We start from the raw sequence: 14,619 nt of genomic DNA, 5'->3' as shown, positions 1-14,619 counted from the left end.
CCCAATTCGCCCCTTATTCAGCCGCGTCTTTTTTTGCCGGTTCGGCTCGCGCTAATGTGATCAAGTCAGTCATGTGGTTGCGCATATGACGTTCCGCAACCTCCATAATCGACAATCCGTAGTTGATAACCCACCTGTCCGATGCACTGACCGTCTCGTCGTTCAGCACGTCGTTGAGTTTTTTCTTGGAATCGAGGGTCCGTTGCAGTTGTTCATGCAACCGATCTTCGACCAGTCCCGCCGGCAACAGATGCGCGAAACGCGCAAACAGCAGGAAGGGACTGCGGAACACTTCTTCGCCCAGAGGTTCGAACAGCGCCTGCGTAAACGCGGTGCGGCCGGCCTCGGTGATGGAATAGATTTTTTTCGACGGCTTGCCGTCCTGCTGCTCGACATGGCTGCTGACAAGGCCGTCATCCTCGAGCTTGGCCAGCGCGGGATAGATCGAGCCGAAACTGGCCTCGACGAAATACGAGCACTCGCCCTCGACACACAACCGCCGGATTTCGTATCCCGTGGCGTCGCCATCATGTAGGATAGACAGGCAAACCGTTCTGACATTCATACAGCAGCACTCCGCCAGACATATGCCGGGCCGTTATATGCTCGTTCTGTATATGTTGGATACCCATCGCGCAAGCGTGTGAGCCATGCGTGTAAAGGACATCGGTTAAGCGAGTGTTGCAGAAACGCTGCCGTTTAACCGACCAGCGCCTGCATTTCCAGCGCCGCCCGAGCGGCCAGATCGCGGCTCGATGCGGCCACGAAATACGGGTTGAGGAAGCGCGTCATCGACTTGCCGTAAGTGAGCCTCTGACCGTCAAGCGTCAAAACGGCACCGCCCGCTGCTTCCAGAACGGCCTGTCCGGCCGCCGTATCCCACTCGCATGTAGGGGTAAACCGCGGATACAGTTGGGCATCGCCCCGGGCCAGCAGGCAAAATTTGAGCGAGGAGCCGACCGAAACATCGCTGCCGATCTGCATCGTGTCGCACAGCGCCGCGAGCGCCGCATGACCGTGCGAGCGGCTGGCCACGATGCGCAGCGGATCGGCGGAGCGCGTCGAAATGGCGTGCTTTTCCACGGCTATGCCGCTCAGGGCGTTGCATTCATAGGCGCCGTGCCGGTCCCCCACAAAGGCCGCGCCAGTCGTTGGCGCCAGCACCACGCCGAGCACTGGCACGCCATGCTCGACCAACGCGATATTGACGGTGAACTCGCCATTGCGCTTGATGAATTCCTTGGTGCCATCGAGCGGATCGACCACGAAATAGCGCTCGCCCAGGATCGGGATATGCCCGGCGGCGGCGCTTTCCTCGGCCAGCACCGGAATGCCGGTGGCGCGCAGGTAATCGAGGATCACCGCTTCGGCGGCCGCATCGGCCTCGGTGACCGGGGAACCATCGGCCTTGTCGACTGCCGCGAAGGGTCGCGCATAGACGTCGGTGATGACCCGGGCCGCAGCGATCGAGGCAGCAAGGCACAGATCGGTCAGCTCTCGCGTGGTGGCGGCTTGGGCGGGGGCGGTCAAAGTGGTCATGGCTCAGCCCCCGATCGTCACATCGAGGCCCAGATCGAGTGGCTTGGCACCCATGGTGATCTGGCTGGTGGAGATGAAATCGACGCCGGTCTCGGCAATCGAGCGCACCCGGTCGAGCTTGACGTTGCCGGAAGCTTCCAGGCGGGCGCGGCCGGCATTAAGGGCGACGGCGTCGGCCAATGTGGCATTGTCCATATTGTCGAGCAGCACGATGCGAGCGCCGGCAGCAAGCGCCTCGTCAAGTTCGGCCAGCGACGTGACCTCGATCTCGATGGCGACGAGATGGCCCGCAAACGTGGCAGCCGCCTGATAGGCGGCGGTGACGCTGCCGGCGACGGCGATGTGGTTGTCCTTGATCAGGATAGCGTCGTCGAGCGAGTAGCGGTGATTGGAGCCGCCGCCGCAACGCACGGCGTATTTCTGGAATGCCCGCATGCCGGGAATGGTTTTCCGCGTGTCGCAGATGCGGGCATTGGTGCCCTCGACGGCGTCCGCATAGGTCCGCGTCAGCGTGGCGATGCCGCTGAGATGGTTGAGGAAATTCAGCGCCACGCGCTCGGCCGACATCACCAGGCGGGCAGGGCCAGCCACCGTGGCGACCACGCCGCCGGCAGCGATGCGCGACCCATCGGTGACTTGCGCCGTGAAGGTGACGCCCGCGCCCACCAGCCGGAAGGCGGCAGCGGCCAGGTCGAGGCCCGCAATGATGCCGGGTTCACGGGCCGACAGTATTGCGGTGGCGGTGGCGCTGAGTGAAAGCGTCGCCTGGCTGGTCAGGTCGCCGGCCAGACCCAGATCCTCGTCCAGCGCCGCCGTAACGGCACGCTCCACCAGGAGGTGGGGAAGTTGGGCAGGAAAGCTGGTCGGGCGGGGCATGGCAATTCTCGGGAACACGCCGCTGATGTACGCGCGGCAAGGGTCGGTTGCAACTGGCGAGGAGGATTGAGGTTGACTGGACCGAACTTCGCCCGAAGCCACACTGCTTCAGCCACGAGCGACATTGTTCTCCGCAGGGTCATTCCCGCGAAAGCGGGAACCCACTCTTACTGGATGTTTGCAGACAGAAGGGGTACCGCTTTCGCGGGAATGACGCCGTGGTTTAAGGCGCGTCCGGAAACCTAGCGCAGCAAACTCTGCCCGCCATCGATCCAGATCGGCGTTCCGGTAATATGACGCGAGGCGTTCGACGCCAGAAACAACACCGCGTCGGCAACATCCTGCGCCTTGCCCTTCGCTCCGTCCGTCAGCGGAATATCCCCGTCGGGAAATTCCACCGGCACTTCGGTGAGCTCTTTGCCGCGCTGCTCGGTATTGTCGGAAATCTCCGACTCGATCGCGCCGGGACATAGCGCGTTGATGCGGATTTTGCGGTCGCCCAGCTCCAGCGCTAGTTGTTGTACCAGCGCCAACTGACCGGCCTTGGTGACCGAATAGGCGCTGGCGCCCGGCGTGGTGAAGGTGCGCGTGCCATTGATCGAGGACACCACGATGATCGAGCCGCCGCCAGCGCGCACCAGATGCGGCACGGCGTGATGAATGGTCAGGTAGGTGCCGCGCAGGTTGACCGCGATGGTTTTGTCCCATTCCTCGGGCTTGAGGCTTTCGATCGGCGCCCAGACGCCATTGATGCCCGCATTGACGACCACGATGTCGAGGCGACCGTAATGGCTGACGGTGCGATTGATCAGTTCGCCCATCGCAGCGTCGTCCGACGTATCGGCGCTTAGCGCCAGCGACTCGCCGCCGGCACTGCGTATTTCGCTGGCGGTCTGGTCGACTTCGGAGGCGGTACGGCTCATCACCACCACATTGGCGCCGGCTTTGCCCAGGGTCAGGGCCGCGGCCTTGCCGATGCCCGAACCCGCGCCGGTCACCAGCGCTACTTTGCCTGTCAGATCGGTCATTGTGCTCTCCGTTTCCGACACTCAACGCGTGAGCGCCGGAAACGTGGCACGGGCTCAGTGCTTGGAGTGATCGGCTTCGATGATCGCCGAGGTCAGTCCGGCCGTGGTCGGATAGAGCGGGATCAGGCAGGCCTGCAGCGCGTGGTAGATGTCGGGCTTGCCGGTGAACAGGCGCGACGCGGGCGTCAGGTCCTCGGCCAGCTCGGAGCGCCAGCCGCCGCGTACATGATCGATCAGGTGGTTGGCGGCAAAATCCCAAAGGCGGCGATACCAGACCTGGAAATACGGATCGCGGTCATGATCGGCCAGGAACGCCGCCGCGCCGATCGCCTCGCTGACCGGCCACCACAGCTTTTCGCGCATCAGCGGCTTGTCGTCCCAATCCAGGTTATAGAAAAACCCGCCATGCTGGGTATCCCAGCCCAGCGCCACAGCTTGGCGGAACAGGTTGCGAGCCGCGTCGGGTAGCCAGGAATATTGCTTCTCAGTCATCAGCCAAAGCTGGAACAGCAGTCGCGACCATTCCAGCCAGTGACCCGGAGTCGTGCCGGCCGGGCGGAACATCTCGGAGCCGAGGTAATTCTTGTCCAACTCCCACTTGTCGTTGAAATGCTCGGCGACGCGGTGGCCACGCGGGACGGCATTTTTGCCGATAATGTGCGCCGCGATGCGCTCGGCCTTGGCCAGATAGGCCTTGTCGCCGGTCGCCTCATAGGCGGCCATCAGCGCTTCGGTCATGTGCATGTTGGAATTCTGGCCGCGATAGTCGCTGATCGGCGACCAATCTCGGTTGTATTCCTCAGATACCGCGCCGATCTTCTCGTCCCAGAACCGCTCATTGATGACCTTGGTCACGTCGGCGATCATCTGGTCGGCCAGCGGATGGCCCGCGAGCTTGGCGCTCGAGGCAGCGAGCAGCACGAAGGCGTGGCCATAGGCCTGCTTCTTGTCGTCGGTGAAGCCGCTGTCGTCGTGGCCCCAAACGTAGCCGCCATATTTGGCGTCGCGGTGCTTGTCCCACAGGTCGCGCATGCCGTGATCGACGATCTCGTCCGAGCCCGGCCGGCCGATCAGGCTGCCAATGGCGAAGCAATGCACCATGCGGGCGGTCACATGAATCTGGCGGATATCGTTGTCGGTATTGAGCGCGTGGCCGTCATCATCCAATTCGTGAAAGCCGCCCTTGGGATTGATCGACGCCTTCTGAAAGAAATCGAACAGCCGATTGGCTTGTCGCGCAAGGAATTGACGATGGAATGGGCGGGCACTCCATGGGCTGGAATTGGTGGCGGGCAGCGGAAATATCTCGTTGGTCATTATGGCTCCCGATCGGCGAAGAGCCGCCGATCCCTGTTTTGACTTCGGTTATAAGGGGCGCGTCGCAACGTTGCAATTTAGGTTCGTTGCTCGCGCTTGCACGCACCGTGTTTTCCCCATCCACCGGGCTTCCCACAACCACCGCATTTCGTTTCCCGCACCCACCGCGTTGCCTTTCCCATTCGCTGCGCTTCGCTTCCCCCAACCGCCGCACTTCCCGCGGACTTGGTCCGCGGGCCGCTCGCCGCATGTGCCGGGTCGAGAGTGACCCGCGGGTCAAGCCCGCGGGAAGGACGGAGGGTGGGGAGGGACGGTGGTCCAGTGGGACAGTGCGTGGGCCGGGAAGGAGACTATCCTTGATGCGAATAAAGCGCGTTGACCCGCTCGACCTCATCCTTGGAGCCGACGATCACGGGGATGCGCTGGTGGATCGCCTTGGGCTGAACCTCGAGAATGCGGCCGTGGCCGGTGGTGGCGCCGCCACCAGCGGCCTCCATGATCAGGGCCATCGGATTGGCCTCGTAGAGCAGGCGCAGGCGGCCGCCCTTGTCGGTGGTCTCGCTATCGAGGGGGTACAGGAAAATGCCGCCGCGCATGAGGATGCGGTGAATATCGGCGACCATCGAGCCGATCCAGCGCATGTTGTAGCGCTTGCCCGCGGGGCCGGTTTCGCCGGCGACGTTCTGGCTGACATAGGCCTTTGTGGCCTCATCCCAAAACCGTTCGCGGGCAGTGTTGATGGCAAATTCGCCGGAGGCGGCGGGGACGGTAATGTTGTCCTGCGACAGCACGAACTGGCCGTTTTCATCCAGCGTGAAGCAGACGACGGCGGTGCCGAAGGTCAAAACCAGGCTGGTGGACGGGCCATAAGCCGCATAGCCGGCGGCAAGCTGTTTGGTGCCGGGCTGGAGTAGGTCGGGACTGCCGGGATCGACGGCGAGGATGGAAAAAATTGAGCCGACAGTGACGTTTACGTCGAGATTCGAAGAGCCGTCCAACGGGTCGCAGGCGACGGCGAAGGCGCCGTGATTCTCCAGGTGAAGGGCTTCATCCAGCTCTTCGGAGACCAGAATCGAAATATCGGCATTTTTGCGCAAGTGCTTGATGAATATGTCGTTTGAAATGACATCGAGTTCTTTTTGCGCCTCGCCCTGCACATTGGTGTGGCCGGCGAGCCCGGTCTGGCCCGCGATGGGCGCCAGCCGCAATACCCCGGCCAATTCGGCGCAGGCGGCGGCAATGGTTTCCAGCACGCCGGATAGCTTGAGGTCCACGCCGTCATTGGCGACAGCGGCGGCGAGCCAGTGGTGCAGGGGCTGGGTCATGAAAGTACTCGCGGGGAAAGATGGCGCCAGTGTCGCGATCATCGCGGCGCTGGCAAGGCCGACTTTCGCCTACTTGGCCCACATGGTGCGGAGCTGCGCGCCGATATCGATTCGGGCTGGCTGCGGCGAGATGCCGGAAATCGAGGCCGGCGTCACCGCGGGCCAGAAGATGTCCTCGAACAGCGCCGTCATGACGCGCGGGATGAAGCGGGTGCGCTGGGCATAGATGTGGCGGTCGCCATGCTTGGCCTGCTGGGTGACGAAGAAGCGCTGGGGCACGATCAGGTGCAGCTCGTCCATGGCGCGGGTCATCGCCACGTAGAGCAGGCGGCGCTCCTCCTCCAGCTCATGGGTCGAGCCGGTGCCGAGGTCAGAAGGAATGGCGCCATCCACGACATTGAGGACGTGCACCGATTTCCACTCCTGCCCTTTGGAGGAGTGGATGGTGGAGAGGATCAGGTAATCTTCGTCGAGCGACGGAACGCCGGCCTGGTCGGAGGTCGCATCGGGCGGATCGAGTGTCAGCTCGGTCAGGAATTTTTCCCGCGACGCATAGCCGGCGGCGATCTGTTCGAGCTGCAGGATATCGGCCTGACGGATCACGGCATCCTCATAGGCGCGCTCCAGGAGCGGCTCATACCAGAGGCGGGCATAGCCCAGTTCCACCGGCCAGCCCGTGTCGCGCTTGGAAAGGCGGCGCATCAGTTCGACAAGTTCGGTCCAGCCCTCCTCGGCGCGCGGGGGCGTGGGGATTTCGCCCAAGGCCCAGATCGGATCGGCGCCGGTCGCCATGGCATCGAGGACGCGGCCGGCGGTGCCGGGGCCGATGCCCGGCAGCAATTGCAGCACGCGGAAGCCGGCGACCCGGTCGCGCGGGTTTTCGGCCCAGCGCAGGATCGCCAGCAGGTCCTTGATGTGGGCGGCGTCGAGGAATTTGAGACCGCCGAATTTGACGAAGGGAATATTGCGCCGCGTCAGCTCGATCTCGAGCGGTCCGGAATGGCTCGAGGTGCGGAACAGCACGGCCTGCGACTTCAGCGTCGCGCCACCTTCGCGGGCTTCGAGAATACGGGTGACCACATAACGCGCCTGATCGGCTTCGTCGCGCACCGTGACCAGATAGGGCTTGGCGCTGGATTGGCGATCGGTCCACAGGTTCTTGGTGAAGCGCTCGCTGGCGAGATCGATCACCGCATTGGCAGCGGCGAGTATGGGTTGGGTCGAGCGATAATTGCGGTCCAGCGTGACGATATCGGCGGGGGGCGTGAACGCCATGGGGAAATCGAGGATGTTGCGCACGGTGGCGGCGCGGAACGAATAGATCGACTGGGCATCGTCACCGACGACGGTCAGGCCGTGGCCCTGCGGCTTGAGGGCAAGCAGCACCGAGGACTGTAGCCGGTTGGTATCCTGGTATTCATCGACCAGAACGTGGTCGAACTTGCCGGAAATACTGGTGGCAATGTCGGCATTGGCCATCATCATCGCCCAATAGAGCAGCAGGTCGTCGTAATCGAGCACGTTCTGGCGCTGTTTTGCCTCCACATAGGCGCCGAACAAAGCGCGCAACTGATCGCCCCACATGGCGCACCATGGGAATGTGGTTTTCAGCACCTCATCGAGATCGCCTTGGGCATTGACCACGCGCGAATAGATGGTGATGCAGGTGCCCTTGGTGGGGAAGCGGCTCTTGGCATCGGTCAGGCCGAGTTCGTGGCGGACCAGGTTCATCAGGTCGGCGGAATCTTCGCGGTCATGGATGGTGAAATCGGGGGTGAGCCCGATTTCGGTGGCGTGCTCGCGCAGGATGCGGGCGCCGATGGCGTGGAACGTGCCAGCCCAGCTCAGTGCGTCGGTCATCACGCCCGAGCCTGAGCCCATCACCTGCGCGGCGATACGTTCGACGCGGCGACGCATCTCGCTGGCGGCGCGGCGCGAGAAAGTCATCAACAGGATACGGCGCGGATCGGCGCCACTGACGATCAGATGGGCCACGCGGTGGGCCAGGGTGTTGGTTTTGCCGGAACCGGCGCCAGCGATGACCAGCAGGGGGCCGGGCGTCGGGTTGCCAATACCATGCTCGACCGCGCGGCGCTGCTCGGGGTTGAGCTTATCGAGATAGGCAGGACTGGCGAGCACGAATCGGACCTGTGGGTGCAAGAGGCCAGATGAGACTATTCCCGTTTTGTTCGCAATGGGTGAAAGGGTGCAGGGGAGCGGCAGCACTTTCGCTGTCGACCATGGATGTCATGTACCGGTTTGCACTGCATATTGCACCTCCACGATCGACGCCTCCCCCTCGAGTGGGAGGTTGGGTGGGGGTGAGGTTTGGCCCCGATATCGCGGCCCGCACACCCCCACCTTGATCCTCCCCCTTGAGGGGGAGGTGTCGACTGACGCATTTCGTCCGTCCCCCCACCCTCATTCCCTCCCCACCAGGGGGAGGGAGGCTCATTCGGCGTTCGTTACGAGGCCTGCGCAATGTCCGCAAGGAGACCCGCAGCCACGGACAGCCGCGATACCGTCAGTGTGCCTTGCGTCAGCTCGCCGACCGATTGTGCCGAGCGGTCGACGGCTGGGGTGCTAGCCTTCCACGCTGCAATCCGCTCGGCGATGCTCCCCTTGCCGGCGGCCAATACGTCGGCGGTGAGGTCGCGCTGCGCGCGCAGCAGGTTGGCCAGAGCGCGATCCAGCGCCATACGTTCGAAACGGTCGGACAGCACCAAAGTCCGGCCCTGCTCGATGACCGGCCAGAGCGAGAATTGCGCCAGCACGGCGAAGAAGGCTTCGGCGGCGTCGGCGACCGGGACATTGCTGCGCTCGCTGACCAGGGCGATATCACTGGCGAAGGACAGCACGCCGAGTTCGGCGATGCGCTGGGCGATGGCGGCGGGGACACCGCTGTTCACCAAAGCCTGCGCGGTGTTGCCGACGGCGGTAGCCAACGGTGCGGGCAGGGCGGTGGCCAGCAGGGTCTTGAGACTGGCGACGGCATCGGCATGGCGCGAGACCAGCGCGGCGAGGCCCTTGGTGACATCGGCGTTGCGCAGGAACCAGAGGGTTTCCTGCCGCAACAGCGCTTCGACGGCGGCGTAGAGCGAGAGCTGGACTTCGCCGCCCACCGCGCCATCGAGACTGTCGATCGCGGTGTTGATCTCGGTCAGGCCATAGATATCGCGGGTGGCGGCATAGGCCAGGGCGATTTCGCCGGCGCTGGCGCTGGTGGCTGAGGTAAGCTCGGTGACAAAGGCGGGGCCGCCGCGGTTGATCATGGCATTGGCCAGCACCGTGGCGATGACTTCGCGGCGCAGGCGATGGGTTTCGACTGCGTGCGGATAGGTTTTGTGCAGCGTTTCGGGGAAATAGCGGAATAACTCGCCCGCCAGATAGGCGTCGTCCAGCTCGCCATCGTTGAGCAGGTCGGCATAGAGCGTCAGCTTGGCATAGGCGAGGAGGACCGCCAGCTCGGGCCGGGTCAGGGCCTTGCCATTGGCGGCGCGGGCATCGAGCGCGGCGTCGGTGGGCAGGAATTCGACGGCGCGGTCGAGCAGGCCACGCGCTTCGAGACGGGCCATCAATTCGCGATGGTCCGGCAATTCGGCGAGGCCGGCGCGTTCGGCCAGCGAGATGGCCAGCGGTTGCAGGTAGTTGTTACGCAGGCAAAGGGCGGCGACTTCCTCGGTCATCGAGGCGAGGAAGGCATTGCGCTGTTCTTGCGTGAAGGTGCCGTCGGCCAGGAGGGGCTGAAGGGCGATCTTGATGTTGACCTCAAGGTCGGAAGAATTCACGCCGGCCGAATTGTCGATGGCGTCCGAATTGATGCGGCCACCGGCCAGCGCATATTCGACGCGGGCCAGCTGGGTGGTGCCGAGATTGGCGCCTTCGCCGACAACCTTGGCGCGGAGCTGGCTGGCGGCGACGCGAACTGCATCATTGGCGCGGTCGCCCACTGAGAGATTGGACTCGCTGCTGGCGCGCACATAAGTGCCGATGCCGCCGAACCACAGCAGGTCCACATCAGCCTTGAGAATGGCAGAGATGACCTCAGCGGGTGTGGCGTGGGCACCGGCCAGACCGAGCAGGGACTGCATTTGCGGGCTGAGCGGAATAGACTTGAGGCTGCGCGGGAAAATCCCGCCGCCTTCGGAAATCGGCGCCTTGTAATCCTGCCAGCTGGAACGGGGCAGCTCGAACAGCCGATGGCGTTCGGCCATGCTCGCCACGAGGTCGGGATTGGGATCGATGAAGATATCGCGGTGATCGAAGGCCGCCAGCAGGCGGATTTCGGGCGACAGCAGCATGCCATTGCCGAACACGTCGCCGCTCATGTCGCCGACGCCGACGACGGTGAAGGGCTGATTCTGGGTGTCGCGATCCATTTCGCGGAAGTGGCGCTTGACCGCTTCCCAGCCGCCGCGCGCGGTGATGCCCATTTCCTTGTGGTCGTAGCCGGCCGAGCCGCCTGATGCAAAGGCATCGCCGAGCCAGTAGCCGCGCTCGACGGCGATGGCATTGGCGGTGTTGGAGAAGCTGGCGGTGCCCTTGTCAGCGGCGACGACGAGATAGGGATCGTTGCCGTCCACGCGCACGGTGTCTTGGGGCGGCACCACATCATTGCCGACCAGATTGTCGGTGATATCGAGCAGGGCGCCGATGAAAATCTTGTAGCTGGCGACGCCCTCGGCGGCGAACGCCTCCCGGGCCATGCCCGCAACCAGGTGCTTGGGCACGAAGCCGCCTTTGGCGCCGACCGGCACGATGACGGCATTCTTGACCTGCTGCGCCTTGACCAGGCCCAGCACTTCGGTGCGGAAATCCTCGGGCCGATCCGACCAGCGGATGCCGCCGCGGGCGATGGCGCCGAAGCGCATGTGAATGCCCTCGACGCGCGGCGAATAGACAAAGATTTCGCGGAACGGGCGCGGGGCGACCATGGCGTCGACCTTGGCGCTGTCGAACTTGATCGAGAGGGCCGGTCGGGCGCTCCCCTCGGCGTCGCGCTGCCAGATATTGGTGCGCAGCGCGCTTTCCACGAGGTTGAGAAAGCGGCGGATGATGGTGTCTTCATCGAGCGACGCCATGGCTTCGAGGGCGGTATCGATCTCGGCGCGGGCGGCGTCGGCATCGCCGGTCTGGCCCGGATTGAGGCGGGCATCGAACAGGGCGATGAGCGCGGCGGCGGCGGATGACTGCGTCACCAGCACCTGAGCGATATAGCGCTGCGAGTAGGAAATGCCGATCTGGCGCAGGTAACGCGACAGGGCGCGGAGCAGGGCGGCATCGTGCCAGCCCAGGCCCGCGGTCAGCACCAGCGCGTTGAGGCCGTCGCTTTCGGCGCGGCCCTCCCAGACGGCGAGCAGACCGGTTTCGACGGCGGGGCCGAGCGCGGCCATGTCGAAGGTCTTGCCATCGGCACGGGCGAGCACGAGATCGTGGATGTAGCGCTCGGTGCCGTCGCGCGGGGTGAGCGTATAGGTGCGCTCGTCGATGACGCGGAAGCCAAAGGCCTCGAGCATGGGGACGCGATCGCTGAGCGGGATGGCGCTGCCGTGGTGGTAGAATTTGAGGCCGAGCGCGCCGTCGCCGCCGGTGCGGTTGTGCAGCTTGATGGCGATGCGGGCGCCATCGGCGAGGGTGCGCAGGATCGCGATGTCTTCGAGCGCCTCGGCGCTGCCGTGGCGGGACTGGTAGGCCTGCGAGAAGGCGTTGCGATAATCGCTGACCGTGGCCGGATCGGCGGCGGCGGCCACCAGCATGTCGCCAAATGTGGCGGTCAGTTCTTCGACACGCGTCTCAAGCTCGGCGCGGCTCGGGCGCGGCGTCGCCCCGGCCACACGGCCGATGATGACGTGCAGGCGCACTAGGTCGCCTTCGGGGAAATGCGGGTAATAGGCCGAAATGCGGCCGTCATATTGCTGGGCGAGGTATTGCGCGATGCGCGAGCGGGCGGCGCTGTCATAGCGGTCGCGCGGCACGAAGACGAGGATGGAGACGAAATTGTCGAAGCGGTCGATGCGCGGCAGCACGCGGACGCGGGGGCGATCGTAGAGCCCGGCAATGGCGGTGGTGAATTCGAGCAACTCGTCGGTGGTGACCTGGAACAGCTCGTCGCGCGGATAGCTGTCGAGGGCACTGAGCAGTGCGCGGCCGTCATGGCCCTGTGGATCGACGCCGGAGCGGCGCATCACTTCGCCCAGCTTGCGGCGGATGATCGGCACTTCGCTGTGCGGGGTCGCCATGGCTTGGGAGGTGAACAGGCCGACAATGCGGAGTTCGCCGGTGGCCTTGCCGTCGGCGCCGTAGAGTTTGACCCCGACATAATCGAGATGCTGGCGGCGATGGACGCGGGCGCGGATATTGGCCTTGGTGATCAGCAGCGGCTCGGCCGAGGCCATGAAATCGGCATGGGCGGGGGTGGATTCGACGAATTCGGCGCCACTGCGCAGCACTTTGAGCGCCGGGTCAGCCATGATGCCGAGGCCGGTTTCGGGCAGGGGCGCTAATTGCGCGCCATCAAGGCGATATTGGCGGGCGCCCAGGAAGGTGAAATTGTTCTCGGCCAGCCAGTCGAGGAACAGCACCGCCTCGTCGCGGGTCTTGGCCGGGGACGCGCTCAGTTCCTTGGCGGCGGCGCGAACGCGCTCCAGCATGTTCTGCCAATCGGCGACGGCGCGGCCGACATCGGCCATGGTGCCGTCCAGCTCGGCCTTCATCACGCCGAGATCGGCGACCTGATCGCTATGGATGTGCAGCACGCTGAGGGCCCGGCCATCGTGGTGGATGACCGGATGGGCGAACAGCCGGATCGTGCCGCCAACGGCGCGGACTGCCGCCAGTGCGCTATCGACGATGAACGGCATGTCCGGCGAGATGATATCGATCACCAGCGGCGCCGACGTGGTCTCCGGCGGCGTCAGGATGACGCTGCTGGCGGCACCGGTGTAGTTGGAGACATGAGCATAGGTGCGCCGCAGCACGGCCTCGAACCAATCGGGGGACAGCCCGGCCAGATCCTCGGCGGCGCTGGCAAGTGTGGCGGTCTTGAGAAACCGGGCGAAGTCCGGCTCAAGGGAGGACAGCGCCTCGGCGCGGCTCAGCACCGCATCGCGGACGGAATGGATAGTCGCCTGCACCGTGATTCTCCCCTTATCATTGCGACGAGTTTGGCGCAGTGACCGCCTGATGTCGCGTGACTTCGTGAGGTAGCCACTTCAGTCGATAGTCTGATGACAGGGCCGGCGCCGCGCCATCTGGAACCGGCCGCGATCCCGCTCGTTGCCAGTTTGGAAATGCCGTGCCGGCGGCAATTAGCCCACTGTTAAGATTTGAAATGAAATTGCGCCGGAATGGTCGAATTGGCCCTCGCGGCGATCATTTTCTGCGGCTGGAGCTGTTTTTGGCAAAGCATTTTCTGCGGAGGGGGATTTGGGGCAGGGGCTGCGCCTTGTAATACCCCACTGTTCAAGTAGTGTTTAGTCATCGGTTTATGGGGAGCTATAGATATGAAAAGCGCTACCAGAATATTCGCCTATGTCGCGCTGGCGGCATCGCTGTCGATGGGCTTTGCCGTCACGGCGCATGCCCAGGAACGCAGCATCATCAACGCCTCCTACGACCCCACCCGCGAGCTCTATGCCGCCTATAACGAGGCCTTCGTCAAGCATTGGCAGGAGCTCAAGGGCGAGACCATCACGGTTGAAGCCACCCATGGCGGCTCCGGCGCCCAGGCGCGTACCGTGATCGACGGCCTTGAAGCCGATGTCGTTACCCTGGCGCTGGAAAGCGACATCGACGCCATTGCCAATTCGCCCGGCGCGCTGATCAAGAAGGACTGGAAGGGCACATTCGAAAACAACAACGCGCCTTACACCTCCACAATCGTGTTCCTGGTCCGCAAGGGCAATCCCAAGGCCATCAAGGACTGGGGCGATCTGGTCAAGGACGGCGTCGAGGTGATCACGCCCAACCCCAAGACTTCTGGCGGCGCCCGCTGGAACCTGCTCGCAGCCTGGGCCTGGGCCAAGGCACAGCCGGGCGGCAGCGATGCCACGGCGCAGGAATTCGTCGCCAGTCTCTATAAGCACGTGCCCGTGCTCGATACCGGCGCGCGTGGTTCGACCACCACTTTCGTGCAGCGCGGCATCGGCGACGTGCTGCTGGCCTGGGAAAACGAAGCCTATCTGGCGCTCGACGAACTTGGCCCCGACGCCTTCGAAATCGTCAATCCGTCGCTCTCCATCCTGGCCGTGCCGCCGGTTGCCGTGGTCGATGTCAATGTCGACAAGAAGGGCACCCGCGATATCGCCGAGGAATATCTGAAGTATCTCTATTCGGCCGAAGGCCAGACCATCGCGGCCGCCAACTACTACCGTCCGTTCCATCCTGAACTGGCAAAGCCCGAGGATATTGCGCGCTTCCCGGACATCAAACTGTCCACCATCGAGGATTTCGGTGGATGGAAAGAAGCCCAGCCCAAATTCTTCGGCGATGGTGGTATATTCGACCAGATCTACACACCAGTCGCGGGCCAGTAG

The 14,619-nt window shown here is 63.9% G+C and carries 9 protein-coding genes; 1 reads left to right on the top strand and 8 read right to left on the bottom strand.

Annotated features, from left to right (window positions below; all coding sequences use genetic code 11):
• Positions 1-13: 13 nt before the first annotated feature.
• The 8 genes from ABIB57_RS02910 to ABIB57_RS02875 form a co-directional block, all read right to left on the bottom strand.
• Positions 14-565, bottom strand: coding sequence for a PadR family transcriptional regulator (locus ABIB57_RS02910; protein WP_354038331.1), 552 nt, complete (start codon positions 563-565; stop codon positions 14-16).
• A gap of 134 nt (positions 566-699) precedes the next feature.
• Positions 700-1,539: a 3'(2'),5'-bisphosphate nucleotidase CysQ gene (cysQ, locus tag ABIB57_RS02905; RefSeq protein WP_354038330.1), complete on the bottom strand. Its 840-nt coding sequence runs from the start codon at positions 1,537-1,539 to the stop codon at positions 700-702.
• Between the two features lie 3 nt (positions 1,540-1,542).
• Positions 1,543-2,415: a carboxylating nicotinate-nucleotide diphosphorylase gene (nadC, locus tag ABIB57_RS02900; RefSeq protein ID WP_354038329.1), complete on the bottom strand. Its 873-nt coding sequence runs from the start codon at positions 2,413-2,415 to the stop codon at positions 1,543-1,545.
• Between the two features lie 242 nt (positions 2,416-2,657).
• A complete protein-coding gene (locus ABIB57_RS02895; RefSeq protein WP_354038328.1) occupies positions 2,658-3,443 on the bottom strand; it encodes an SDR family oxidoreductase in 786 nt (261 codons plus the stop codon).
• Positions 3,444-3,497: 54 nt separating this feature from the next.
• On the bottom strand, positions 3,498-4,760 hold the full coding sequence (locus ABIB57_RS02890) for an AGE family epimerase/isomerase (RefSeq protein ID WP_354038327.1): 1,263 nt from the start codon (positions 4,758-4,760) through the stop codon (positions 3,498-3,500).
• Between the two features lie 350 nt (positions 4,761-5,110).
• Complete coding sequence (locus ABIB57_RS02885) at positions 5,111-6,085, bottom strand: class 1 fructose-bisphosphatase (RefSeq protein ID WP_354038326.1); 975 nt, start codon at positions 6,083-6,085, stop codon at positions 5,111-5,113.
• A 69-nt stretch (positions 6,086-6,154) separates the two neighbouring features.
• Entirely contained in the window at positions 6,155-8,224 is a 2,070-nt protein-coding gene (locus tag ABIB57_RS02880; protein ID WP_354038325.1) for an ATP-dependent helicase, read from the bottom strand.
• A 326-nt stretch (positions 8,225-8,550) separates the two neighbouring features.
• Entirely contained in the window at positions 8,551-13,218 is a 4,668-nt protein-coding gene (locus ABIB57_RS02875; RefSeq protein WP_354038324.1) for an NAD-glutamate dehydrogenase, read from the bottom strand.
• 423 nt (positions 13,219-13,641) lie between these two features.
• Between ABIB57_RS02875 and ABIB57_RS02870 the strand changes: the two genes are divergently transcribed.
• Positions 13,642-14,619, top strand: coding sequence for a sulfate ABC transporter substrate-binding protein (locus ABIB57_RS02870; RefSeq protein WP_354038755.1), 978 nt, complete (start codon positions 13,642-13,644; stop codon positions 14,617-14,619).

Origin of the sequence: Devosia sp. UYZn731 (assembly GCF_040546795.1) — a bacterium.
Lineage (GTDB): Bacteria > Pseudomonadota > Alphaproteobacteria > Rhizobiales > Devosiaceae > Devosia.
This window is presented reverse-complemented; position numbering and strand designations above follow the sequence as displayed.

Excerpts from the sequence above, each read along its gene's own strand:
- ABIB57_RS02910 (WP_354038331.1), bottom strand. The coding sequence starts at position 565 with ATGAATGTCAGAACGGTTTGCCTGTCTATCCTACATGATGGCGACGCC.
- ABIB57_RS02895 (WP_354038328.1), bottom strand. The coding sequence starts at position 3,443 with ATGACCGATCTGACAGGCAAAGTAGCGCTGGTGACCGGCGCGGGTTCG.
- ABIB57_RS02870 (WP_354038755.1), top strand. The coding sequence starts at position 13,642 with ATGGGCTTTGCCGTCACGGCGCATGCCCAGGAACGCAGCATCATCAAC.
- ABIB57_RS02890 (WP_354038327.1), bottom strand. The coding sequence starts at position 4,760 with ATGACCAACGAGATATTTCCGCTGCCCGCCACCAATTCCAGCCCATGG.
- nadC (WP_354038329.1), bottom strand. The coding sequence starts at position 2,415 with ATGCCCCGCCCGACCAGCTTTCCTGCCCAACTTCCCCACCTCCTGGTG.
- cysQ (WP_354038330.1), bottom strand. The coding sequence starts at position 1,539 with ATGACCACTTTGACCGCCCCCGCCCAAGCCGCCACCACGCGAGAGCTG.
- ABIB57_RS02885 (WP_354038326.1), bottom strand. The coding sequence starts at position 6,085 with ATGACCCAGCCCCTGCACCACTGGCTCGCCGCCGCTGTCGCCAATGAC.